Source organism: Streptomyces beihaiensis (genome assembly GCF_026274175.1).
Taxonomy (GTDB): domain Bacteria; phylum Actinomycetota; class Actinomycetes; order Streptomycetales; family Streptomycetaceae; genus Streptomyces; species Streptomyces beihaiensis.
On record NZ_JAPHNL010000200.1, the window covers coordinates 36426 to 59353 of the forward strand.

General features: G+C 73.4%; 20 protein-coding genes and 1 pseudogene. 13 read left to right on the top strand and 8 right to left on the bottom strand.

All coding sequences use genetic code 11. The features are described 5' to 3' along the window. The first annotated feature begins 52 nt into the window (after positions 1 to 52). Positions 53 to 760, top strand: a complete 708-nt coding sequence (locus tag OFY01_RS17035) for a class I SAM-dependent methyltransferase (RefSeq protein ID WP_266600794.1) — start codon at positions 53 to 55, stop codon at positions 758 to 760. An 87-nt stretch (positions 761 to 847) separates the two neighbouring features. Beyond that, positions 848 to 1948: a S1C family serine protease gene (locus OFY01_RS17040; protein WP_266600796.1), complete on the top strand. Its 1101-nt coding sequence runs from the start codon at positions 848 to 850 to the stop codon at positions 1946 to 1948. Between the two features lie 54 nt (positions 1949 to 2002). On the opposite strand, the gene OFY01_RS17045 is transcribed toward OFY01_RS17040, so the two are convergent. Beyond that, positions 2003 to 2227, bottom strand: a complete 225-nt coding sequence (locus OFY01_RS17045; RefSeq protein WP_266600798.1) for a hypothetical protein — start codon at positions 2225 to 2227, stop codon at positions 2003 to 2005. A gap of 95 nt (positions 2228 to 2322) precedes the next feature. Here OFY01_RS17045 and OFY01_RS17050 point away from each other — a divergent pair, with 95 nt between their 5' ends. Beyond that, a complete protein-coding gene (locus OFY01_RS17050) occupies positions 2323 to 3600 on the top strand; it encodes a bifunctional adenosylcobinamide kinase/adenosylcobinamide-phosphate guanylyltransferase (RefSeq protein WP_266600800.1) in 1278 nt (425 codons plus the stop codon). A 10-nt stretch (positions 3601 to 3610) separates the two neighbouring features. Here the strand turns inward: OFY01_RS17050 and OFY01_RS17055 are convergent, their stop codons facing one another. Beyond that, positions 3611 to 4696 (bottom strand): class I SAM-dependent methyltransferase, encoded by a 1086-nt coding sequence (locus tag OFY01_RS17055; RefSeq protein ID WP_266600802.1) that lies wholly within the window; start codon positions 4694 to 4696, stop codon positions 3611 to 3613. Between the two features lie 219 nt (positions 4697 to 4915). Here OFY01_RS17055 and cobT point away from each other — a divergent pair, with 219 nt between their 5' ends. The 8 genes and pseudogenes from cobT (at position 4916) to OFY01_RS17095 (ending at position 14716) form a co-directional block, all read left to right on the top strand. Beyond that, a complete protein-coding gene (gene cobT, locus OFY01_RS17060) occupies positions 4916 to 6055 on the top strand; it encodes a nicotinate-nucleotide--dimethylbenzimidazole phosphoribosyltransferase (protein ID WP_266600804.1) in 1140 nt (379 codons plus the stop codon). Positions 6056 to 6146: 91 nt separating this feature from the next. Continuing rightward, positions 6147 to 7934, top strand: coding sequence for a phosphatidylglycerol lysyltransferase domain-containing protein (locus OFY01_RS17065; RefSeq protein ID WP_266600806.1), 1788 nt, complete (start codon positions 6147 to 6149; stop codon positions 7932 to 7934). Next, positions 7934 to 8635: a hypothetical protein gene (locus OFY01_RS17070; RefSeq protein ID WP_266600808.1), complete on the top strand. Its 702-nt coding sequence runs from the start codon at positions 7934 to 7936 to the stop codon at positions 8633 to 8635. The genes OFY01_RS17065 and OFY01_RS17070 overlap by 1 nt, the downstream gene beginning before the upstream one ends. 9 nt (positions 8636 to 8644) lie before the next feature. Then, positions 8645 to 9445 (top strand): adenosylcobinamide-GDP ribazoletransferase, encoded by an 801-nt coding sequence (locus OFY01_RS17075; protein ID WP_266600810.1) that lies wholly within the window; start codon positions 8645 to 8647, stop codon positions 9443 to 9445. A gap of 102 nt (positions 9446 to 9547) precedes the next feature. After that, positions 9548 to 11098: a leucyl aminopeptidase gene (locus tag OFY01_RS17080; RefSeq protein WP_266600812.1), complete on the top strand. Its 1551-nt coding sequence runs from the start codon at positions 9548 to 9550 to the stop codon at positions 11096 to 11098. A 321-nt stretch (positions 11099 to 11419) separates the two neighbouring features. Then, positions 11420 to 12808 carry a dihydrolipoyl dehydrogenase gene (gene lpdA / locus OFY01_RS17085; RefSeq protein WP_266600813.1) on the top strand — a complete coding sequence of 463 codons (1389 nt, stop codon included), beginning with the start codon at positions 11420 to 11422 and terminating at the stop codon, positions 12806 to 12808. Positions 12809 to 12916: 108 nt separating this feature from the next. Then, positions 12917 to 13214, top strand: a pseudogene (locus OFY01_RS32595) (biotin/lipoyl-containing protein); the annotation flags it as partial. A 707-nt stretch (positions 13215 to 13921) separates the two neighbouring features. After that, positions 13922 to 14716: an HAD-IIA family hydrolase gene (locus tag OFY01_RS17095; protein ID WP_266600815.1), complete on the top strand. Its 795-nt coding sequence runs from the start codon at positions 13922 to 13924 to the stop codon at positions 14714 to 14716. Between the two features lie 236 nt (positions 14717 to 14952). Here the strand turns inward: OFY01_RS17095 and OFY01_RS17100 are convergent, their stop codons facing one another. Together OFY01_RS17100 and OFY01_RS17105 are read right to left on the bottom strand one after the other, a co-directional pair. Then, positions 14953 to 15765 (bottom strand): hypothetical protein, encoded by an 813-nt coding sequence (locus OFY01_RS17100; protein WP_266600817.1) that lies wholly within the window; start codon positions 15763 to 15765, stop codon positions 14953 to 14955. 144 nt (positions 15766 to 15909) lie between these two features. Then, positions 15910 to 17262, bottom strand: a complete 1353-nt coding sequence (locus tag OFY01_RS17105; protein WP_266600819.1) for an ROK family transcriptional regulator — start codon at positions 17260 to 17262, stop codon at positions 15910 to 15912. 56 nt (positions 17263 to 17318) lie between these two features. Here OFY01_RS17105 and OFY01_RS17110 point away from each other — a divergent pair, with 56 nt between their 5' ends. Beyond that, positions 17319 to 18461: a Gfo/Idh/MocA family oxidoreductase gene (locus OFY01_RS17110; RefSeq protein ID WP_266600826.1), complete on the top strand. Its 1143-nt coding sequence runs from the start codon at positions 17319 to 17321 to the stop codon at positions 18459 to 18461. 92 nt (positions 18462 to 18553) lie between these two features. Then, on the top strand, positions 18554 to 19030 hold the full coding sequence (locus OFY01_RS17115; RefSeq protein ID WP_266600828.1) for a heme-degrading domain-containing protein: 477 nt from the start codon (positions 18554 to 18556) through the stop codon (positions 19028 to 19030). Here the strand turns inward: OFY01_RS17115 and OFY01_RS17120 are convergent. The 4 genes from OFY01_RS17120 to OFY01_RS17135 form a co-directional block, all read right to left on the bottom strand. After that, on the bottom strand, positions 19011 to 20483 hold the full coding sequence (locus OFY01_RS17120; RefSeq protein WP_323135523.1) for a choice-of-anchor A family protein: 1473 nt from the start codon (positions 20481 to 20483) through the stop codon (positions 19011 to 19013). The genes OFY01_RS17115 and OFY01_RS17120 overlap by 20 nt on opposite strands. A 237-nt stretch (positions 20484 to 20720) precedes the next feature. Further along, positions 20721 to 21578 (bottom strand): fumarylacetoacetate hydrolase family protein, encoded by an 858-nt coding sequence (locus OFY01_RS17125; protein ID WP_266600820.1) that lies wholly within the window; start codon positions 21576 to 21578, stop codon positions 20721 to 20723. A gap of 157 nt (positions 21579 to 21735) precedes the next feature. After that, the gene (locus tag OFY01_RS17130; RefSeq protein WP_266600832.1) at positions 21736 to 22554 is read right to left on the bottom strand and encodes a YidC/Oxa1 family membrane protein insertase; all 819 of its coding nucleotides are present in this window, start codon (positions 22552 to 22554) and stop codon (positions 21736 to 21738) included. 150 nt (positions 22555 to 22704) lie between these two features. Further along, a partial coding sequence (locus OFY01_RS17135) for a DUF6412 domain-containing protein (RefSeq protein ID WP_266600822.1) occupies positions 22705 to 22928 on the bottom strand: 224 nt, incomplete at its 5' end.

Consider the following 22928-nt stretch of genomic DNA (forward strand, 5'->3'; position numbering starts at 1 on the left):
TGCCTGGCTGGACAAGCTGGGCGGGCTGCGCAACGTCGTACGGCAGGAGTTGGTGACCCGCCAGCTCGACGAGCAGATAGCCGGGCGGTTCCCCGTCGGGCAGCGGCTGCGGGTGCTCGACGTGGGCATGGGCCAGGGCACGCAGGCGCTGCGGCTGGCCCGGGCCGGGCACAAGGTGACGGGGGTCGAGCGGGACGGCGAGATGGTGGCCGCGGCGCGGCGGGTGCTGGCCGAGGAGCCCGAGGGGGTGCGCGAGCGGGTCCGGCTCGTCGAGGGCGACGGGATGGACACGGGCGTCCACTTCCTGCCCGGCAGTTTCGACGTCGTGCTCTGCCACGGCGTCCTGATGTACATCGAGGACCCGGACGCGCTGCTCGCGGGCCTGGCCCGGATGCTGGCGCCCGGCGGCCTGCTGTCGCTGCTGGTGCGCAACGCGGACGGGCTCGCGATGCGGCCGGGGCTGGCCGGTGACTGGGTGGGGGCGCTTGCCGCGTTCGACTCGGTTCGGTACACGAACCGGCTGGGCCTCGACGTCCGGGCCGACCGGCTGAGCACGCTCACGGAGACGCTCGCCGGGATCGGGGCGCCACTGCACGCCTGGTACGGGGTGCGGGTCTTCACCGATCAGGCGGCGGACGGCGCGGCGGTGCCGGAGCGCGGTGAGTTGAACACGCTGCTGGCGGCCGAGGAGCGGGCCGGGCGGAGCGATCCGTACCGGCGGGTGGCGGCGCTGCTGCACCTGTGCGGGGTGCGGGGCTGAGCCTCGCGGGTGAGTGCGCGGTGGGCGCTCGTCCGGTTGGTGGAACGCGGCGGGCGGCCCGGTCCTTCGGGGGCCCACAATCCCGGCATGAGCGCCATTCGCCGTCGCCCTCGCTTTCGCCCTCTTCGTCGTCGCGGCCGTACGTGGTGTCTTCGTGTCGCCGCGCCGGTGGCCGCCGTCGCCCTGGTCGGCGGGTGCGCGGGCTCGGGCGGTCCGCGGGCGAAGACCGACTCCCCCACCACGCGGGCCCCCGTGCGGGCGGCGCCCGGTGATCTGCAGGACGAGTACCAGAAGGTGATCAAGGACGTCCTGCCCTCGGTCGTCCAGATCCAGGCGTCGTCCGATCTCGGCTCCGGTGTCGTCTACGACGGCAAGGGCGACATCGTGACCAACGCCCACGTCGTCGGCAACGAGAAGACCTTCAAGGTCACCACGTCGACGAGCAACAGGACACTCACCGCGAAGCTCGTCTACGCCTATCCGGAGCAGGACCTGGCCGTGATCAGACTGACGAAGGTGCCGGACGGGCTGAAGGCGGCGCGGTTCGGGGACTCGTCGAAGGTCGCCGTCGGCCAGATCACGCTGGCGATGGGGTCGCCGCTCGGACTGTCCTCCAGCGTCACGCAGGGGATCGTCTCGGCGACCGGGCGCACGGTCAGCGAGGGGCGGGCCGGCGGGGGCACGGGGGCGACGATCGCCAACATGGTGCAGACGTCGGCCGCGATCAACCCGGGCAACAGCGGCGGGGCGCTGGTCGGTCTCGACGGCGAGGTCATCGGCATTCCGACGCTCGCGGCGACCGATCCACAGCTGGGCAACGGGGCGGCGCCCGGCATCGGGTTCGCCATTCCCGCGTCGATGGTCACCCGGGTGGCCGACCAGGTGATCAGGACCGGGAAGGTGACCGACTCGGGCCGGGCCTTCCTGGGCATCACGGGGCGCACGGTCCTCGACAACGGCTACCGGCCCGCCGGTGTGGCGGTGGTGTCCGTGCAGAGCGGCAAGGCGGCGGACAAGGCGGGGCTGCGGGCCGGGGACATCATCACCCGGCTCGGCGACGCGGACGTCACCACGATGCAGTCCCTGGAGGCGGCGCTCGCGGAGCACAAGCCCGGTGACAAGGTGTCGGTGTCGTACACCCGCGACGGCTCCGAGAAGAAGACCGAGGTCACCCTCGGCGAGAAGTGACCCCGCGCCCGGGGCGACGCCGCGGGCGCGGGGGTCGGCGCGGCGCCGGTACGGTCAGTTGTCCGCGCCCAGGTCCTGGGCGTGCAGGCTCATCGGACCGTAGATCTCCGTCGTGTCCTCGAAGAGGGTGACCTGGTCCGCGCCGCCGTCGGCCAGCTGCTTCCAGTTCTCGCCGATCCAGGACTCGGCGTCCCCCTGTGTCGTGAACTCCTCGGGGGCCACCGCGGGGGCGACCTCCGTCCCGTCGGACTTCTCGAACCGCCACGTCCATGCAGCCATGCAAGCCTCCCGGTAACGGATGTTCCGATGATCCCGCTGTCCCCGGAAGCCTATCCGGGCGCGCGGCCCGCGCGGCGGCGCGGGAGGATCTTCCCGTGGAACTGACTCTGCTCGGCACCGGCGCGCCCGCCGGCCTGCCCCGCCCCGACTGCCCCTGCGCGGCGTGCGCGACCGCGCTCGGCCCGTCCGCGCGCGCCGCGACGGCGCTGCTCGTCGACGGGACGCTGCTGCTCGACCTGACGCCGGGTGCCGCGTTCGCCGCCGCCCGTGCCGGGCACAGTCTCGGCGCCGTACGTCAGGTGCTGCTCTCGCATCCGCACGACGGTCCCGCCGTGGAGGTCCCGGCCGGGCTGCCGCAGCCGGGGCGGGTGCCGGACGGGCGGGAGCTGGCGCTGCTGAGCGGGCACCGGGTCCGCGCGCTCGCCCTGGACGCGCCGGGCACCGGTTACGAGGTGACGGGCCCGGAGGGCGGGCGGCTGCTGTACCTGCCGCCGGGCGCGGCGCCCGCGGGGCTCGGCGCGGTCGACGACGCGTCGGGGCCGGGGGCGGGCCCCGGCCCGTACGAGATGGTGGTGGCCGATGTCGTCGGGCGGCCGGACGCGCTGGCGCGGCTGCGGGCGGCCGGGCTGATCGGCCCGACCACCGACGTCATCGCCGTGCATCTGGACCACGACGTGCCGCCGGGGCCCGAGCTGACGCGCAGGCTCGCGGCGGCGGGCGCGCGGGCGGTGCCGGACGGGACGACCCTGGCCGTGGGCGCGTACGAGGACGTGCCTGACGTGCCGCGCCGGACGCTCGTACTGGGCGGGGCGCGGTCGGGGAAGTCCGTGGAGGCGGAGCGGCGTCTTGAGGGATTTCCCGACGTGCTGTACGTGGCGACCGGCGGGACGCGCTGCGGCGACCGCGAGTGGGCGCAGCGGGTGGCCGCCCACCGGGAGCGGCGGCCCGGGTCGTGGCGGACGGCCGAGACGTGCGATCTGGTGCCGCTCCTGGAGAAGCCCGAAGCCGGTGACGACGCCCGTGACGACGCGAGCGGCGCCGCGAGCGCCGACGACGCGCCGCTGCTCATCGACTGCCTGTCGCTGTGGCTGACCCACGTCATGGACGAGGTCGGCGCCTGGGACGACGCCGAGTGGGCCGACGGCGGGGAGCGGGCGCTGCGCGAGAGGGTGGCGCGGCTCGTCGACGCGGTGCGCCACACCCGGCGCACCGTCGTCGCCGTGTCGAACGAGGTGGGTTCGGGGATCGTTCCGGCGACCGCGTCCGGGCGCCGCTACCGCGACGAACTCGGCCGTCTGAACGCCGCGTTCGCCGCGGAGTGCGAGCACGTGCTGCTCGTGGTGGCGGGGCAGGCGCTGCCGTTGCGCGGGTGACGGGAGGGGTCTACGGCCGGTCCGCGTCCCGGCGGGCGATGACCCGGTACGCGTTGGCGAAGCGCGTGCGGCGCGCCAGCGGGGCCAGGGCCCGGTCGGCCGCCTGCGCCGCGCCGACCAGTGGCGCCGACGCCGAGGTCAGCAGGGTGCGGAGCCTGCGCTGGAGGCTGCCGGGGGCCGCGCTGCGCCAGGGTTCGTCGGCGCCGGGCAGCCAGTGGCCGAGCAGCAGGGCGCAGGCGGCGGCGAGGTCGTGCGGGACGTGCGGCTCGGCACGGTCGACGGCCACCACCGTGTAGCCGAGGGCGCGCAGTTCGGTGCGGAGGTTGGTCAGCGGAATGAAGTGCAGGTGCTGCGGCTGGAAGTACGAGAGCCACCAGCGGCCGAGCACGCGCGCGTAGTGGCTCTCGGGGTCGGGCAGTTCGATCAGCAGATGGCCGCCGGGACGCAGCACGCGGTGGGCCGCCTTGAGCTCCTCGCGCGGGTCGAGGCAGTGTTCGAGGTAGTGGAACATGCTCATCGCGTCGTAGCGGCCCGCCAGGCGGGGCGCGAGGTCGGTGAGCAGTCCGCGGTGTGCCTCTTCGACACGGCCGTCCCTGCGGGCCTGTTCGACGGCGTCGCCGACGTCGAGCCCGTCGTAGGCGGTGTAGGGGTGGACCTGTTTGGCGACCGCCGGGAAGTGGCCGTGCCCGGTGCCGACGTCGAGCCAGCTCTCGGGTTCGGCGAGGCGGAACAGGGCGCGGGCGGCGGCCGCGGCGCGGCGGTCGGCGTCGCGGGTGCCGTGCACCCGGTCGACGCGCACCCGGTCGATCCGGCGGGCGTGGAGGCCGTCGTAGAAGTCCCGGTAGTAGAAGTTGAGGCCCTGTGGGGTCAGGCGAGGGTTCTGGAAGGCGTGGCCGCAGCCGCGGCACTCGTCGACGGTGAAGCTGCCGGGCTTGTGCTGGAGCAGGTCGGTGGTGCGCAGCCGGGTGCGCAGGCGCGTGGAGCCGCACCAGGGGCACGCGGCGCGGCGCGGCTCGTGGAACCGTGCGGTGCCCTGGGCGAGTTCGGTGAGGTAGACGGGGCGGCGGTCGGCCACGGCCTCGGCGGTGGGGGACATGGTTCCTGGACTCCTGGGACGGTGGGTCAGGCCCGGTCTGCGGTATGCGATATGAGATATGAGATATGACAATCTGATGTAAAACGGAAGGTAAGCGACAGGGCGTGCGCATTCAACGACGTGGCGCGGCGGTCGCGGAGTGACTGCACCGCATGGCGTAACCGGCGCGGCTGCCGTGGCGTGGGCGCGTGTTCGAGCGCTGCCGGTACTGTTCGGCGAATGAGCTCGCTGAATCTCGACGACTTCACCGATCTGATCGAGCGCCCGGACGGCGGGACCCGCCGTGACGCCGAGGAGCGCAGGGCCCGGCTGACCGTGCCGCCCGGCGCGCTCGGCCGCCTCGACGACCTTGCCGAGTGGCTGTCCGCCGCCCAGGGCACGGTGCCGGTGCGGGCGGTGGCGCGGCCCCGCGTGGTCCTGTTCGCGGGCGACCACGGCGTCGCGGAGCTCGACGTGTCGAAGCGTGCGGCGGGCACCGCCGCGGGCCTGGTCCGTGAGGCGCTCGACGGGGCGTCCGGCGGCGCGGTGCTCGCGCGGCGGCTCGGCGTCGGCCTGCGGGTCGTCGACATGTCGGTCGACTGCGACCCCGACGAGTTGCCGAAGGACGTCTCGCGCCACCGGGTGCGGCGCGGGTCCGGGCGCGTCGACGTCGAGGACGCGCTCACCCCGCAGGAGGCCGAGGCGGCGTTCCGCGCGGGCATGGCGGTCGCCGACGAGGAGGTCGACTCCGGCACCGACCTCGCGGTCCTCGGCGACCTGAGCGTGGGCGGTACCACGGCCGCCGCCACGCTGATCGCGGCGCTGTGCGGCACCGACGCCTCGGTGGTCACGGGACGGGGCGGAGACCCCGTCGACGACCTCGCCTGGATGCGCAAGTGCGCGGTCGTGCGGGACGCGCTGCGCCGGGCGCGGCCGGTCCTCGGCGACCAGTTGCAGCTGCTCGCGACGGTGGGCGGCGCCGATCTCGCGGCCGCGACCGGGTTCCTGTTGCAGTGCGCGGTGCGGCGCACGCCGGTGATCCTGGACGGTGTCGTCTCGGCGGCCTGCGCCCTGGTCGGCCAGCGGGTGGCGTTCCGCGCGCCCGACTGGTGGCTGGCGGGGCACGCGTCGGGGGAGCCGGCGCAGGCCAAGGCGCTGGACCGGATGGCCATGGAGCCACTGCTCGACCAGGGCGTGCGGGTGGGCGGGGCCGTCGGCGGGCTGCTCGCGCTGCCGCTGGTGCAGGCGGCCGCGGCCCTGGCGGCGGAACTGCCGGAGCGGACGGAGCAGACCGACGCCGACGCCGACACCGGCACCGACACCGGCACCGGCACCGGCACCGGCACCGACGCCACGGCCGACGAGCCCGCCGACGCCTGACGCTCGCCCGTTCGGCGCCACCGGCGGCCACCACCACCGGGACCGGCGGCGCCGAACGGGAAACCGGCCAAAACACCCATATGCTCGCCATATGGGAGATACACGGACAAGCGCCATGGTCTCGGGGCGCGCCGCCGCCTTCGCCGTCTGGTACCTCCGCAGCGTCACCTTCCTCGACCTCCTCGGCGCCGTCTGGGCCTCCTTCGGCAACGACCTGCGCCGCCACAGCGAGGCGGACTACTTCACCCCGTACCTGCTCGCCGCGGGCTTCTCCTCCGCCACCGTCGCCTGGTTCCTGTCCATCACGATGCGCCGCCGCAAACGAGCCGCGTGGATTCTCAACCTCGCCCTCAGCGGCCTGTTCCTCGCGTTGTTCGCCATCGCGGTGGCAGTGGCGCCCGACGTCCGCCGCCGTCCGCAGAACTGGATCTCGCTGGCCCTGACCGCCGCGTTCGTCGCCGCCCTGCTGCTGGGCCGCCGCGAGTTCTACGCCAAGGGCGACCGCTCGAACCCGAAGCTGGCGGCCGCCGTGGGCGTCGGCGGGCTGCTCGCCTCCTCGCTCCTCGCCGCGTTCCTGGTCAGCGTCACCAACCAGGCCCACGAACCGCGCCGTTCGGCGTTCCTCGACCACTGGCGCTACGGCGCGCTGCGGCTCGTCTCGATCGCGGCGAGCGACACACGCTTCCCCGGCATCGCCGTGCCGAACTGGGTCGACGTCGTCATCAACGTCCTCTCCACCGCGTTGCTCGTCGCCGTCGTCCACTGCGCGTTCCGCTCCCGCCGCGCCGTGGACCCGCTCACCGGCCACGACGAGTCGCGCCTTCGCGCCCTGCTGGCCAAGGACGGCGAGCGCGACTCGCTCGGCTACTTCGCGCTGCGCCGCGAGAAGAGCGTCGTCTGGTCGCCGTCCGGCAAGGCGGCGGTGGCGTACCGCGTCGTCGGCGGGGTCTCGCTCGCCTCCGGCGACCCGCTCGGCGACCCGGAGGCATGGCCGGGCGCGATCGAGCCCTGGCTGGCCGAGGCGCGGGCGCACGGCTGGCTGCCCGCCGTGATGGGCGCCGGCGAGGCGGCGGGCGCGGTGTACGCGCGGCACGGTCTCGACGCGCTGGAACTCGGCGACGAGGCCATCGTGACACTGTCGGCCGAAGGCGGCGCCGCCGGGCAGCACTTCACGCTGGAGGGCCGGTCGATGCGCGCCGTCCGCCAGGCGTACCACCGCGTCGAGCGCGCGGGGTACACCGTCCGCATCCGCCGCCACGAGGACATCCCCGAGGACGAGATGACGTATCTGCTGCGCCGCGCCGACGACTGGCGCGACGGCGCCACCGAGCGCGGCTTCTCCATGGCGCTGGGGCGGCTCGGCGACCCGGCCGACGGCCGGTGCGTGATGCTCGAATGCACCGACGCCGACGGCGAGTTGCGGGCGCTGCTCTCGTTCGTGCCATGGGGACGACGGGGACTCTCCCTCGACCTGATGCGGCGTGACCGGGGCGCGGGCAACGGGCTGATGGAGTTCACCGTCATCGAACTCCTGCGGCGGGCGGGGGAGATCGGCGTCACACAGGTGTCGCTCAACTTCGCGATGTTCCGCTCCGTCTTCGAACGCGGTGCGCGGCTCGGCGCGGGCCCGGTGCTGCGCCTGTGGCGCTCACTGCTCACCTTCTTCTCACGGTGGTGGCAGATCGAATCGCTCTACCGGGCCAACGCCAAGTACCGGCCCGTCTGGGAACCACGCTTCCTTCTCTTCGAGAAGAGCTCCGACCTTCCGCGCATCGGCATCGCGTCCGCGCGGGCCGAGGGCTTCCTCGGACTGCCCGGACTGCCCGGACTGCCCGGACGGCCGCGCGGGCCACGGCCCGGACAACTGGAGCGCCGCTGATGCGCACCGCGCGCGCGTGGGCGCGCAAGGAGTGGGGACCGCTGTACACCGCCGTACGCGACGGGCTCGCGCAGCGGGGCTGGCGCGCGGTGGGGATGACGCTGGCCGCGGTGTGCCTGACGGCGCTGCTGCAGTACGTGCAGAACCAGTCCTGGGGTTACCAGTTCGTGCAGGACGTCGGGTCGGTCCGGGCCGAGGAGCCGTTGTGGCTCGCGCTGCTGCGCACCCCGCTGTCGCTGTTCGTGCCCGCCCTCGACCTGCCCGTGTGGGGCGCGCTCGGCCAGATCCTCGTGGTGTTCGGCATCGCGGAGATCTGCCTGGGCCGCCTGCGCACGCTCGTCATCGCCTACGCGGCGACGCTCGCGGGAACGCTGTACGCGCGCGTGGGCATCGCCGTCGGCCCCGGCGGCGGCTTCGGGCTCCCGGCCTCGGACGCGCAGGTCGTGGACACCGGCCCGTCGGCGGCCGTCGTCGGGCTCGCGGTCTTCGTGTGCTGGCGGTACGGGGCCCGGTTCACGGCGGCGCTGGTCGCCCTCACCATGGTCGGCGAGTGCGTGATCGAGCCCAACCTGGCGGGCAAGGAGCACCTGGCCGCGGTCGTCGCCGCCGTCGTCCTGCTCGCCGTGCCCATCCTGCGCGGCCAGGACCGGGTCCGGGGCAGGGGCCGGGGCAGGGACCGGCGCAGCACCACGGCGGGTTAACCTCCCCCGGTGTCCGCGACCACTCCCGAGTCATCCCGCGCCTCCCTGTCCGACGGCATACGTTTCGCCTTCGGCACGCTCACCGTCCTGCCCGTCACGGTCGCCCGCTGGGACCGCGCCGCCGCCCGCACCGGCATGCTGTGCGCCCCGCTGGCCGGTCTGGCCGTCGGTGCCGCGGCCGGGGCGCTCGGCGGCGCGCTGTCACTCCTCGGCGCGGGGGCGCTGCTCGCGGCCGTGGCCGCGGTCGCCGTCCCCGCCGCGCTCACCCGGGGGCTGCACCTGGACGGGCTCGCGGACGTGGCGGACGGGCTCGGCAGCAACAAGCCCGCCGAGGACGCGCTGCGCATCATGAAGCAGTCGGACATCGGCCCGTTCGGCGTGGTCACCCTGGTGCTCGCGCTCTTCGCCCAGGTCGCCGCCCTCGACCGGCTGTTCACGGACTCGTGGGCACGCGGCGCCGTCGGCGCGGTGCTCTGCGCGGTGACGGCCCGCCTCGCCCTGACGCTCGCCTCACGCGAGGGCGTGCCCGCCGCGCGGCCGGAGGGGCTGGGGGCCGCGGTCGCCCAGGCAGTGCCGCGGGGGGCGGCCTTCGCCGTGGGCGCGGTGGCCGCGGCGGTGGCGGCGGCCGTCCGTCTGCCCGGGGGCCCGGCCGACTCCGTGCGCGCCGCCGCGGCCGTCGTACTGGGCTGCGCCGCGGGCGAGTTGACGGTGCGTCGCTGCACGCGGCGGCTCGGCGGTGTGACCGGCGACGTGTTCGGCGCGGTGGCCGAGACGGCCGCGACGGCGGCACTTGTCGTGCTGGCCCTGTAGGGCACACTCACGCGCACGGGCGTAGGGTCTGTGCGCGGGCCGCCAACCCCACGGCCCACCGGCAATGAAGCCACCCACCGATGAAAGAGGGACCTCACCACCGTGACTGCTCTGACTCTCAGCACCGCCGCGGCCTCCGGACTGCGCGCCGACGCGATCGTCGTCGGCGTCGTCAAGGGCGACAAGGGCCCGGTCGTGGCACCTGGCGCGGAGGCCGTGGACCAGGCGTTCGACGGCAGCCTCGCGTCCGTCCTGGAGACCCTCGGCGCCACCGGCGGCGAGGGCGAGGTGACCAAGCTGCCCGCGCCCTCCGGCTTCAAGGCGCCGGTCGTGCTGGCGGTCGGCCTGGGCAGCGAGCCCGACGGCGACGGAACCGACGGCGAGAGGGCCGGGGCGTACGGCACGGAGACGCTGCGCCGCGCCGCCGGCGTGGCCGCCCGCGCGCTGGCCGGTTCGAAGAAGGCCGCGTTCGCGCTGCCCGTCGAGGACGCCGAGGCCGCCGGGGCGATCACGGAGGGCGTGCTGCTCGGCTCGTACTCCTTCGACGCGTACAAGGAATCGTCGAAGAAGCCGCAGGACGCGAAGAACGCTCAGGCGCCGCTCGCCGAGGCGGCCCTGCTCGGCGGCAAGCCGCGCGACAAGGCATACAAGGCGGCCGTCGAGCGCGCCCGCGCGGTGGCCGAGGAGCTCAACCGCGCGCGTGACCTCGTCAACACCCCGCCCAACGACCTGAACCCGGAGGCCTTCGCCGCCGTCGCGCAGGCCGCGGGCAAGGAGCACGGCATCAAGGTGCAGGTGCTCGACGAGAAGGCGCTCACCAAGGGCGGCTACGGTGGCATCCTCGGTGTCGGCGCCGGCTCGGCGTCGGGACCGCGTCTGGTGAAGCTCTCGTACACGAGCTCCAAGGCGGACAAGCACCTGGCGCTCGTCGGCAAGGGCATCACGTACGACTCGGGCGGCATCTCGCTCAAGCCGGCCGGGCACAACGAGACGATGAAGTGCGACATGGCCGGCGCCGCCGCCGTGTTCGCGGCGGTCGTCGCCGCCGCCCGCCTCGGCCTGGACGTCAACGTGACGGGCTGGCTGGCGCTGGCCGAGAACATGCCGTCGGGTTCGGCCACCCGTCCGGGTGACGTCCTGCGCATGTACTCCGGCAAGACCGTCGAGGTGCTCAACACGGACGCCGAGGGCCGCCTGGTGCTCGCCGACGCCCTCGCCAAGGCATCCGAGGAGAACCCCGACGCGATCGTGGACGTGGCGACGCTGACCGGCGCCATGGTGCTCGCGCTCGGCAGCCGCACGTTCGGCGTGATGTCCAACGACGACGCGTTCCGCGCGGCGATCAACGACGCGGCCGACGAGGTCGGCGAGCCGTCCTGGCCGATGCCGCTCCCGGCCCACCTGCGCAAGGCCATGGACTCCCCCACCGCCGACATCGCCAACATGGGTGAGCGGATGGGCGGCGGCCTGGTCGCCGGTCTGTTCCTGAAGGAGTTCGTCGGCGAGGGCATCACCTGGGCCCACCTCGACATCGCGGGCCCCGCCTTCAACGAGGCCGCGCCGTTCGGGTACACCCCGAAGGGCGGTACGGGCTCCGCGGTGCGCACCCTGGTCCGCCTCGCGGAGCGCACGGCCGCGGGCGACCTCGGCTGAGACGGTCCGCTTTCGCGCACGGCCCCGGGTGCACACCGCCCGGGGCCGTGCCCGTGCGAGCCGTTCGCTCTCGACGAAACAAGCCGAAACGCCGCGAATCCAGCGCGCCCGTTCCGTCCTTCCTCACCCGCTTCCCACTCGTTTCCGGTGTAACAGGCGTCTCACACCCCGGCCCGACGTCCCGCATGCCTTCGACAAGTGCGAGGATGGGGGGCGGCAGGACAGGGCCCCTACCGAGGGCCGAAGAACGAGCGGCCGAACACCAGCCGCCGACCGGTCAGCGAAGACCGGCGAACGGCGCACATGCATGGAGGACGTGACGTGGCGAACGACGCCAGCACCGTTTTCGACCTAGTGATCCTCGGCGGTGGCAGTGGCGGTTATGCCGCGGCCCTGCGCGGAGCGCAGCTGGGCCTGGACGTCGCCCTGATCGAGAAGAACAAGCTCGGCGGCACCTGCCTGCACAACGGTTGCATCCCGACGAAGGCCCTGCTGCACGCGGGCGAGATCGCCGACCAGGCCCGCGAGGCGGACCAGTTCGGTGTGAAGACCACCTTCGAGGGCATCGACATCGCGGCCGTCCACAAGTACAAGGACGACGTGATCTCCGGGCTCTACAAGGGCCTGCAGGGTCTCGTCGCCTCCCGCAAGGTGACGTACATCGAGGGCGAGGGCCGGCTCTCCTCGCCGACCTCCGTCGACGTGAACGGCCGGCGCGTCCAGGGCCGCCACGTCCTCCTGGCGACCGGCTCCGTGCCGCGTTCGCTGCCCGGCCTGGAGATCGACGGCAACCGCATCATCTCCTCGGACCACGCCCTGAAGCTGGACCGCGTGCCCAAGAGCGCGATCGTGCTCGGCGGCGGTGTCATCGGCGTCGAGTTCGCCTCCGCCTGGAAGTCCTTCGGCACCGACGTGACCGTGGTCGAGGGCCTCAAGCACCTCGTCCCGGTCGAGGACGAGAACAGCTCCAAGCTCCTGGAGCGCGCCTTCCGCAAGCGCGGCATCAAGTTCAACCTCGGCACGTTCTTCGAGAAGGCCGAGTACACGCAGGACGGTGTCCGCGTGACCCTCGCCGACGGCAAGACCTTCGAGGCCGAGCTCCTCCTGGTCGCCATCGGCCGCGGCCCGGTCTCGCAGGGCCTGGGCTACGAGGAGCAGGGCGTCGCGATGGACCGCGGCTACGTCCTGGTCGACGAGTACATGCAGACCAACGTGCCGACCATCTCGGCCGTCGGTGACCTGGTCCCGACCCTCCAGCTCGCGCACGTCGGCTTCGCCGAGGGCATCCTGGTGGCCGAGCGCCTGGCGGGCCTGAAGGTCGTCCCGGTCGACTACGACGGCGTGCCGCGCGTGACCTACTGCCACCCAGAGGTCGCCTCCGTCGGTATCACCGAGGCCAAGGCCAAGGAGATCTACGGCGCGGACAAGGTCGTGGCTCTGAAGTACAACCTGGCGGGCAACGGCAAGTCCAAGATCCTCAAGACCGCGGGTGAGATCAAGCTCGTCCAGGTCAAGGACGGTGCCGTCGTCGGCGTCCACATGGTCGGCGACCGTATGGGCGAGCAGGTCGGAGAGGCCCAGCTGATCTACAACTGGGAGGCGCTGCCGGCCGAGGTGGCCCAGCTCATCCACGCCCACCCGACCCAGAACGAGGCGATGGGCGAGGCCCACCTGGCCCTCGCGGGCAAGCCGCTGCACTCGCACGACTGACCTGGCACGGCTTTTCCGCCTGTCGCCCCTGGGCGCGACGACCGACCCCACAGACTTTCGCACTACACCGTTTCCCGTAGTGCACATTCGTAAGGAGCAACAGAAACCATGGCGGTTTCCGTATCCCTTCCGGCGCTCGGTGAGAGCGTCACCGAGGGCACTGTCACCCGCTGGCTGAAGGCCGAGGGCGAGCGCGTCGAGGTCGACGAGCCGCTGCTCGAGGTGTCGACCGACAAGGTCGACACCGAGATCCCCTCGCCCGCCGCCGGCGTTCTCGCCTCCATCAAGGTCGCCGAGGACGAGACGGTCGAGGTCGGCGCCGAGCTCGCCGTCATCGACGACGGCTCCGGCGCCCCGGCCTCGGCTCCGGCCCCGGCCGCCGCCGAGGCCCCCGCCCCGCCACCCGCGGCGACGTGTACCGTCCCGGTCACCTTGGCGTCCTCGCCGTCGCAGGCCACGGTGATCCGGTGGTCGCCGGGCCCCGCCGACGACTTGACCCGCGCCTCGGCGACGAGAACGGGCTGGTCGTCCGTGGCCGGGGGCGCGAGCACGGCGGGCGCCACGAACGCGTCGGACCCGGCCCGCCCCGCCGCGTCCCGGCACCCGCTCACCCGCAGCTCGACATCGGTACCGGGGGCGGCGTCCCGCGGGCTCACCACGACGCCGCGCCCGTGGACCCCACCGCCTCCGGCACGGACACCAGCACCGGCACCGGCACCGGCACCGGCACCGGCACCGGCACCGGCACCACCGAAGCCGCCCGCGCCGCCCGCGCCCCCGGCTGCCATGACGGCGACCGGGGGCACGGTCACCAGTACGACGACGGCCGCCCCTGCGGCACGTACGGTGAGCAGACCTGCACGCATCGTGAACCTCCTGATATCCGCAGGTTCACGCGCCACCCCGCACTCCGCATCCTGAGCGCCCCCGCACGAGCGGGTTCCGGGCTCCATCGCACGAGCGGGTTCCGGGGGCCACCGCACGAGCGGGTTCCGGGGGCCACCGCACGAGCGGGTTCCGGGGGCCACCGCTGGGCATTCGCACAAGAGCCATCGGCGGACGGGGCTGCATACGATGGCGGTCCGTAGATCGACAGGCTAGGAGTCCGTACGCATGACAGAGCCACGCACGACCGAGCCCAGGCCCATCGCATCGTGGCTGACCGACATGGACGGCGTGCTGATGCACGAGGGTGTGCCGATCCCCGGCGCGGACGCCTTCATCAAGAAGCTGCGCGACTCCGGCAAGCCGTTCCTCGTCCTGACCAACAACTCGATGTACACGGCCCGTGACCTGCACGCCCGCCTGAACCGTATCGGCATCGAGGTGCCGGTGGAGAACATCTGGACCTCCGCCCTCGCCACGGCCCGGTTCGTCGCGAGCCAGCGGCCGAACGGCACCGCGTACGTGATCGGCGAGGCCGGCCTGACGACGGCGCTGCACGAGACGGGGTACATCCTCAGCGACGTCGACCCGGACTTCGTGATCCTCGGCGAGACCCGTACGTACTCCTTCGAGGCGCTCACCAAGGCGATCCGGCTGATCAACAACGGCGCCCGGTTCATCGCCACCAACCCGGACAACACCGGCCCCTCCACGGAGGGTGTGCTGCCCGCGACGGGGTCGGTGGCGGCGCTGATCACCAAGGCGACCGGCAAGGAACCGTACTTCGTGGGCAAGCCGAACCCACTGATGATGCGGACGGGCCTGAACGCGATCGGCGCGCACTCCGAGTCCAGCGCCATGATCGGCGACCGGATGGACACGGACGTGCTGGCCGGGCTTGAGGCCGGCATGACGACGTTCCTGGTCCTGACCGGTTTGACGACCGAGGCAGAGCTGGACCGCTTCCCGTTCCGCCCGACGCAGGTCGTGGACTCGATCGCGGACCTCGTCGACCTGGTGTGACGGACGTCCTCAGGACCTTGCCGCCGGGCGGTACTGGCACCGGCGGCGGGACCGGTACTGGTTTCGGTACTCGTTTCGGTCTCGGTACCGGTACTGGTCTCGGTACTGGTCTCGGTCTCGGTACTGCTACCGGTACTGGTACCGGTCTCGGTCCCGGTGCCGGTACCCGGTCTCGGTCCCGGTACCAGCCTCGGCCTCGGGCTGGGTCTCGGTCCCGGCCTCGGTCTCGGACGGGGTCAGCCCCGCCGTGGGTGGCGGCGGCGCCTGGTACGGGCGCCCACGACGAGGGCCGTGCCGCTCAGCACGAGCGCCGCGGCAGCCGCGCCCAGAGCACGCAGGACGGCATCCTGGCGGCCCGTGCGGGCGAGCTGGCCCGGACGGTCTGAGCCGGGCTCGTCGCCCGACCAGGCTCCCGACCCGTCCACGGCCCCGTCACCGTCGGCGTCCGCGCCGCCGTCCTCCGCCACGACGTCGAAGGCGTAGCCGCCCGACTCCCCCACCCAGTCGCCGTCATCGCGCTCGCGCCGGACGAGCGCGGCGGTGGCGACCACGTGGTCGTCCGGGGCGTCCGGCGTGAAGGCCAGCCGGACGTCGACGGTGACCGTCGCACCGGGGGCCACCGTGAAGCCCGGAGAGTCACCGGCGAAGACGCCGATGTTCTCGGCGCGGTCGGTGCGTTCGAAGCGGACCGGGTGCCAGCGGCCGCCCGCGCGGAACTCCATGCGGATGTGATCGGGCCTCAACTGCCGTGTCCGGTCGACGAGGACGAGGACGGGGTGGACGCGGGTGCACGTGCTGGCGGCCCGGCTGACTAGGTCGAGCGACCAGGTCTGGTAGCCATCGCCGGAGGCGTACGCGTCGGGACCCTCGTGGATGTGGGTGTCGAGGGGGAAGGGGGTTTCCGGTGCCGAGGCCGCTGTCGTAGGGGAGGCCGAAGCGGACTGGCAGGTCGCCGGGTGGGGGCCGACGGCCGCCGGGGCCGGGCTCCCGGGGACGACGGCGAGTGCGGCGGCGGTGAGGCCGAGGGCGATCGGGCGGCACAGTCGCATGGCCGGGACCCTGCCACGCGCACGCGACCGGCCCTCCGTGCCGTGGCCGCGTGCGCCCCGATTCGCCCCGATTCACCGAGGAAGACCGCTCGTTCAGACTATTTTCATTCCGGCGGGCCCTCGGGTTCCGGCGGCCCCTTCTCCCTACCCCCGCCCGAAGAACGGCGCCAGGATGAGCTGCGCCGCGCCCTCCACCACGAGCGTGGCACCGCCGGGGACCGCGTGTACGGGTGTCGCGGGACCTCCACCCCGGCGGGCGCGGGCCGCGACGACCTCGGCGACGCGGCGTACGAACCGGTCCTCGTGCGCGGCGACGGTCCGGCCGCCGAGCAGTACCGCGTCGATGTCGAGCAGGCCCACGACATTTCCCGCCCCCTCGCCGAGCACGCGCGCCGCCTCGTCGAGGCCGCGGTCGGTGCCGTCCGCCACCGCGGCGAGGCAGAGCGCCTCGACACAGCCCCGGTTGCCGCAGCCGCACTCCGGGCCGTCGAGGTGGATCACCTGGTGGCCGAACTCCCCCGCCCCCGTGCGCTCGCCCCGATGCAGCGCGCCGCCCAGGACGAGTCCGGCGCCGAGTCCCGTGCCGAGGTGGAGGTAGGCGAAGGAGCGAGCGCCGTGGCTCGCCGCGCCGTCGAGGGCGAGGCCCAGCGCCGCCGCGTTGGTGTCCTTGTCCACGACGACCGGGAGGCCGGTGCGCCGGGCGAGCGCGTCGCGCAACGGGAAACCGTTCCACTGCGGAAAACCGGTCACCCGGTGCAGCACGCCCTCGGTGTGGTCGAGCGGCCCCGGCACGGCGACACCGACACCGAGCACCGACCCGACGCCGAGGACCGACCCCGCACCGAGGACCGCGCCGGGTCCGGGGCCCGCGCCGGGCCCGGAGACCACACCAGGACCGGGGCCCGCGCCGGGCCCGGAGACCACACCAGGACCGGGTCCCGCGCCGGGCCCGCAGAACACACCAGGACCGGAGACCGCGCCGGAGCGGGAAACCACACCAGGTCCAGAAACCACACCGGAGCCGGAGACCGCGCCGTCGGCAGGGCCCGCGGTCTCGCTCACGCCGAGCAGCGCGTCCACCGCCCCGGCCGCCGCCGTGAGCACGGCGTCGGCGCCCGCGCCCAGGTCGAGCGGGGCGCGGCGGGAGGCGACGACCGCGCCGGACAGGTCGGTGAGGACCGCCCGCAGTTCGTCGCGGTCGAGGTGGAGCCCGATCGCGTGCCCGGCCGCGGCGACCAGGCGGAGCGCGGTGCGCGGTTTGCCGCCGGTGGAGGCGCGGCGGCCTGCCTCCACCACGAGACCGTCCGCCCGCAGCCGTGCCGTGATCTTGCTGACGGCCTGCGGGGTCAGACCGGTGCGCTCGGCGAGTTCGAGACGGCTGATCCCGGCCTCGCCCGCGGTACGCAGCAGGTCGAGCACGAGCGCGGCGTTGTGCCCGCGCAGCGCGGTGAGGTTCGCGCCCGCGGTGGAGCCGACGTGGTGGACATGCGTGTTCACGGGGCCATTGTCACCCGCACTTGCGCTTTGGCAACAGCGTTGTTTAAGTGGAGCGCATGACTGGCTCCCACACCGCGCGCCCCGGCGCCCCGCTGTCCAGCGCCCTGCTGTCCAGCGCCCCGCTCAGGGTGGGCCTCGTCGGCTACGGCCTGGCGGGCTCCGTCTTCCACGCCCCGCTCATCGCCGCGACCGAGGGCCTGACCCTCGACACGGTGGTCACTTCCAACCCCGAGCGGCAGGCTCGGGCCCGCGCCGAGCACGGCGACGCGCTGCGCTGCGCGACCTCGCCCGACGAGCTGTGGGCGCGGGCGGACGCCGGGCCGGAGGACCGCCTCGACCTGGTCGTCATCGCCTCCCCCAACAAGACGCACGTGCCGCTCGCGACCGCCGCACTCGAAGCGGGCCTGCCCGTCGTCGTGGACAAGCCGCTGGCGGGCACGGCGGCCGAGGCGCGCGGCCTCGCGACGCTGGCCGAGGAGCGCGGACTGCTGCTCTCGGTCTTCCAGAACCGCCGCTGGGACAACGACTTCCTGACTCTCCAACAGCTGCTGCGGGAAGGCGAGTTGGGGGATGTCTGGCGCTTCGAGTCTCGGTTCGAGCGCTGGCGTCCGAAGCCGAAGGGCGGCTGGCGCGAGTCGGGGAACCCGGAGGAGATCGGCGGCCTCCTGTACGACCTGGGCAGCCATGTCGTCGACCAGGCGCTCGTCCTGTTCGGCGACGCGGTCTCGGTCTACGCGGAGTCGGACGTACGCCGCCCCGGCGCCGAGGCGGACGACGACACGTTCATCGCCATCACCCACGCGAACGGCGTCCGCTCACATCTGTACGTCTCCGCGACCACGGCCCAACTCGGCCCGCGCTTTCGGGTCCTCGGCTCGCGGGCGGGCTACGTCAAGTACGGCCTGGACCCGCAGGAGGCGGCGCTGCGGGAGGGCGTCCGGCCGGTCGTGGGCGAGCCGTGGGGCGTGGAGGACGAGTCGCTGTGGGGCCGTCTCGGCTCTGGGGAGTCGCCACTGACCGGCGGCGGAACCCCGTACCCGACACTCGACGGCGACTACCCCGCTTTCTACGCCGCCGTGGCCGCCGCCTTGCGCGAGGGCGCGCCTGATCCGGTCCCCGCCACGGAGGCCGCCGCCGCGCTCGACGTCCTGGAGGCGGCGCGCCGCTCGGCCCGCGACGGAGCGGCGGTGCGACTGTGACGAACACCGGCACCCGCGCAGGCACTGGCGCTGGCACTGGCACTGGCACTGGCACTGGCACTGGCACTGGCACTGGCACTGGCACTGGCGATCTGGACACGACCGCCGCGCTGGTCGCAACCCTGGAGGAGCAGCAACGGCGCCTCGTCCTGCCCGAGTTCACGAACGACGACGCCTGGGCGCTCGGCGGGCTCCTGGTCGAACTCGCCCGCGAGCGCGAGGCGCCCGTGGCGATCGACATCTCGCGCGGCGGCCAGCAGCTCTTCCACGCGGCGCTGCCCGGTTCGACACCGGACAACGACGCGTGGATCGCCCGCAAGCGCCGCGTGGTCGAGCGCTACCACGTCTCGTCGTACCTGGTCGGCACCCGCTTCCGGGCCAAGGGCACGACCTTCGAGGCGTCCTCGCGCCTCGACCCGGACACGTACGCGGCCCACGGCGGCGCCTTCCCGATCACCGTGCGGGGAACGGGAGTTGTCGGCGCCGTCGTGGTCTCCGGTCTGCCGCAGGCCGACGATCACGCGCTGGTCGTCGAGGCTCTCGAACGGTTCATCGGCGTCGGGCCCTGATCCGGCGCGGCTCACGCAGCAGGAGGAAGGAGCCCGCGCCCGCCATGAGGGTGGCCGCCGCGATCCCGCCGAGCACGAGCGCACCGTCCGAAGAGGCGCCGGTGTCGGCGAGTTCCCCGCCGGTACCGCCACCCCCGGAACCACCGGCGCCGCCCGTGGTCGTGGTGCCGCCGGTGGTGCCGCCGGTGGTGCTCTCGGACGGGTTAGGTGCGGGCGACTCGGTGGTCGGCGTGGGCGAGGGAGTCGGCGTCGGCGACGAGGTCTCCTGGCTGGGACTCGGGCTCGGGGTGGGGCTCAGAGTCGGGGGGGGGGTGGGAGTCGGGGTGGGGGTGGGGGTAGGAGTAGGAGTGGAGGTCGGGCTCGGGGTCGGGGTCGGCGAGGTCTCCGCACAGGTCGGCAGATCACCGACGAACGGATACGCGTGAAACTCCTGGCCCCCTCCGCCGTTCGCGGACGAGGCGTGGGTGAGCGAACCCGTGGTGTAGAAGCGGCCGTTGAACCCGGACATGGTCACGGTCGTCGTACTGGCCTGGTTGCCGACAAGGACGCTGCCGGAGAACTGGGTGGCCCCGGACAGGGTCACCCTCGTAGCGTCGGGGAAGTTCCACAGCAGGCGGTCGCGCAGCGCGGCCGGAAGCATTCCCTCGTACGTGCTGATCTGCCGCGCGTCGCCGTAGACGTTGACGAGTACGGTGGCGCCCGCCGGGATGCCGGTGAACCGGAAGCCTGCCTGGCCGCCGGTGCGGGAGACAAGGTCGGCGTCGAGTGCGAAGACCTGGATGGGCGAGGTGCCGTCGCCGGTGAAGACGGTGGTGCTCCCGTCGTTGACGACGGTGCCGGTCGGGGTTCGGCGGGCGCCGTCGACGTAGGCGTAGCAGTGGCTGGCGTCGGTGAGCTGCCCGCGCAGCACCGTGTACGGGTCGGCGGCGCCGGTGTCGTGCACGGACCGGGTCTCGACGGTGCCGCGGAGGGTGCCGCCGTAGCGGGCGCCTCCGGTGGCCTCCGAGTCCTCGACGGCGACCCGTTCGCCGGTGGCGACGGTGAGGTCGCCGCCGACGGTCAGGAAGTCGGTGCCGTCGTCGGGCGGGACGCGGGAGCCGACGCCCGCGACGCCGACGTTGTAGAGGGCGGAGGCGCCGGGGGCCTTGTCCTGGTCGAAGTCGCCCAGGACGACGACCTTGCCCTCCGCCTCGGCGGCGCTGCCGCGCACGCGCATGGTCCCGCCGACGTAGACGTTGATGTTGTTGTCGCGGCCGGTCGGGGTGCCGTTGTTCAGGTCCGGGTAAGCGGCCGGGCATTTGCTGCCCAGGCAGGGGCCGAGCCCGCCCGGCAGCGGATCGGCGTGAACGGGCCCGGCGAGACCGCCGACAGCCAGGGCCGCCGCCGCGACAACGACGGCGACGGTGGCTGGACCCCGGGCAGAATGATGGCGAGGCGTACACATTTGTCGCATAGGCGAACTATGTGACTATTGCCAGGTAGGCGGAGCGGGCGACACGCGAGCAAGCCACCGGAAGGCGCCCGATCAGGTGCAACCGGGCGGAGGTGCGGCCGGGCAGCAGTGCAGCCGGGCGGCGGTGCGGCGTAAAGAGGGGGCGCGGGGAACTGCGCGGCCACCAGTCACGAAGCCGCGCCGCGGCCGCGCGAGCACACCAGCCCCTACCGCGCGCGGCGCGACCGCACCGGACGACTACGCCCCCTTGAGCTCCTGCCGCTGCCTGCCGAGCCCGTCGATCTCGAGCTCCACCACGTCCCCGGCCCGAAGATACGGCTTGGGCTCGGGCTGCCCCATGGCCACTCCTGCGGGCGTCCCGGTATTGATGACGTCCCCGGGGTAAAGGGTCATGAACTGGCTCACGTACCGGACGACCTCGGCCACGGGGAAGATCTGGTCGGCCGTGTTCCCGTCCTGCTTGACCTCCCCGTTCACCGAGAGGCGCAGCCCGAGCGACTGCGGGTCCGGCACCTCGTCGGCGGTGACGAGCCACGGCCCGAGCGGGTTGAACGTCTCGCAGTTCTTGCCCTTGTCCCACGTGCCGCCGCGCTCGATCTGGAACTCGCGCTCCGACACGTCGTGCGCCACCGCGTAGCCGGCCACGCACCGCAGCGCGGCCTCGCGGGACTCCACGTAACGGGCCGTACGTCCGATGACCACGGCCAGCTCGACCTCCCAGTCGGTCTTCGTCGAGCCGCGCGGTACGAGCACCGTGTCGTCCGGCCCCACGACCGTGTCTGCCGCCTTGAAGAAGACGACCGGCTCGGCCGGCGTCGCGGCCCCGGTCTCGGCGGCGTGGTCGTGGTAATTCAGGCCGATGCACACGACCTTGCCGATACGGCCGACCGGCGGCCCGATCCGCAGCCCCGACGGGTCCAGGGCGGGAAGGTCACCGGATGCGGCGGCCGCGCGGACCCGGTCGAGCGCGGCGTCGTCCGCGAGCAGCGCCCCGTCGATGTCGGGCACGAGGCCGGACAGGTCGCGCAGGGTTCCCTCGGCGTCGAGGAGCGCGGGGCGCTCGGCTCCGACGGGACCGACTCGCAGCAGCTTCATGGGGGACTCCCTGGGATCTAGGAGGAGCCTCCTGGGCCCGGGTGCGGCGGACAGCCATTGGAGGTCTGGTTGATCCTCCAAGGTCGGCGTCCAGTCCGCAATACCCCGTTCACGGACTGGACCGCCACCCCACCCTCTGCCGAGGCGTGGCCGCCGGTTACAGCGCGGGCGCCGCGGCCGCCGCCCCGTACGGCATGTCCCGGTACAGGACGGCCCGCTCGATCGAGCTCCACGTGGTCGAGGTCACGATGTACAGCGCGGCGGCGAGCGGCACGTAAGCCACGGAGAACAAGGTCATGAACGACATCAGCGGCATGAACTTGCTGATGGCCCCCATGCCGGGCAGCTGCGGCGGCTGCTCGTCCCGGCCCCCACCGGACGGCTTCACAGCCGGGGAGGCGGCCGTGGACGCGGCCGTGGACGCGGCCGTGGACGTCGCCATCTGCCGCTTGGCCCTCCGGTAATTGAACGTGGCGACGGCCGCGACGACCGCGAACATCACCACGTACACCATCCCCTGCGCCCCGAAGAGCCCGCCGTGAGCGACCGCGTCCGTGAACCGGCCGCCGAGCGGGGCCGCGCCGAGCGTGTGGCCGAGCAGCTCGTTGGGCTCGCCGCCGATGCTGCCGCGCGAGAACAGGTGGTAGAGGAGGAAGAACGCGGGCATCTGGAAGAGCATCGGCAGGCAGCCGGAGAGCGGGGAGACCTTCTCCTCGCGGTGCAACTCCATGATCGCCTTCTGAAGCGCTTCGGGGTTCTTCCTGTGCTTCTTGCGCAGCTCGGCGATGCGCGGCTGAAGCTTGAGCCGCTCGCGCTGCCCGCGCGCTCCGGCCCGGGAGAGCGGGTGGACGAGAAGCCGTACGAACGCGGTGAACAGGATGATCGCCGCCGCGGCGGCAGAACCGTGGAAGAGGGGCTGCAGCAGGTCGGCGAGGTGCTCGACCAGGCCGGCGAAAGCGGACATGAACGACGACATGAATGACGACATGGGTGAGCCCTCCGTGGGTCTCGTCGTGCCGTGGGCATCACGGGATGAGGTGCGGTGAGGCGAGGTGATGTCGGCGTGACGGACTGCGGAAAGCGCGCCAAGTGGTGCGGGTGAAGAGGGGGCAGGGGGTGGCTGTGACTACGCGCAGGGGCAGGCCGTCGGGACGAGCCGCCCCGGCGCTCGCGGCCTGGGACGCCCGGCGGCGTCGGGGTCGCGCTGCGGCAGGAAGGCCGTGCGCAGCTCACGATCGCGGATGGCCGTACGGACCCGGGTGGGCGGCACGGCGGGCGCGCTGCGCGTCAGCGAGCAGCCCGAGTTCGCGGCAGTGTGCCACGATGTCCGCCGCGAAGATCCCCTCGGCG

What these genes read in the sequence shown, in the direction of transcription:
- OFY01_RS17040 (WP_266600796.1), top strand. Translation starts at nt 848, where the DNA reads ATGAGCGCCATTCGCCGTCGCCCTCGCTTTCGCCCTCTTCGTCGTCGC.
- OFY01_RS17045 (WP_266600798.1), bottom strand. Translation starts at nt 2,227, where the DNA reads ATGGCTGCATGGACGTGGCGGTTCGAGAAGTCCGACGGGACGGAGGTC.
- OFY01_RS17055 (WP_266600802.1), bottom strand. Translation starts at nt 4,696, where the DNA reads ATGTCCCCCACCGCCGAGGCCGTGGCCGACCGCCGCCCCGTCTACCTC.
- cobT (WP_266600804.1), top strand. Translation starts at nt 4,916, where the DNA reads ATGAGCTCGCTGAATCTCGACGACTTCACCGATCTGATCGAGCGCCCG.
- OFY01_RS17065 (WP_266600806.1), top strand. Translation starts at nt 6,147, where the DNA reads ATGGGAGATACACGGACAAGCGCCATGGTCTCGGGGCGCGCCGCCGCC.
- OFY01_RS17070 (WP_266600808.1), top strand. Translation starts at nt 7,934, where the DNA reads ATGCGCACCGCGCGCGCGTGGGCGCGCAAGGAGTGGGGACCGCTGTAC.
- OFY01_RS17095 (WP_266600815.1), top strand. Translation starts at nt 13,922, where the DNA reads ATGACAGAGCCACGCACGACCGAGCCCAGGCCCATCGCATCGTGGCTG.
- OFY01_RS17100 (WP_266600817.1), bottom strand. Translation starts at nt 15,765, where the DNA reads ATGCGACTGTGCCGCCCGATCGCCCTCGGCCTCACCGCCGCCGCACTC.
- OFY01_RS17110 (WP_266600826.1), top strand. Translation starts at nt 17,319, where the DNA reads ATGACTGGCTCCCACACCGCGCGCCCCGGCGCCCCGCTGTCCAGCGCC.
- OFY01_RS17120 (WP_323135523.1), bottom strand. Translation starts at nt 20,483, where the DNA reads ATGCGACAAATGTGTACGCCTCGCCATCATTCTGCCCGGGGTCCAGCC.
- OFY01_RS17125 (WP_266600820.1), bottom strand. Translation starts at nt 21,578, where the DNA reads ATGAAGCTGCTGCGAGTCGGTCCCGTCGGAGCCGAGCGCCCCGCGCTC.
- OFY01_RS17130 (WP_266600832.1), bottom strand. Translation starts at nt 22,554, where the DNA reads ATGTCGTCGTTCATGTCCGCTTTCGCCGGCCTGGTCGAGCACCTCGCC.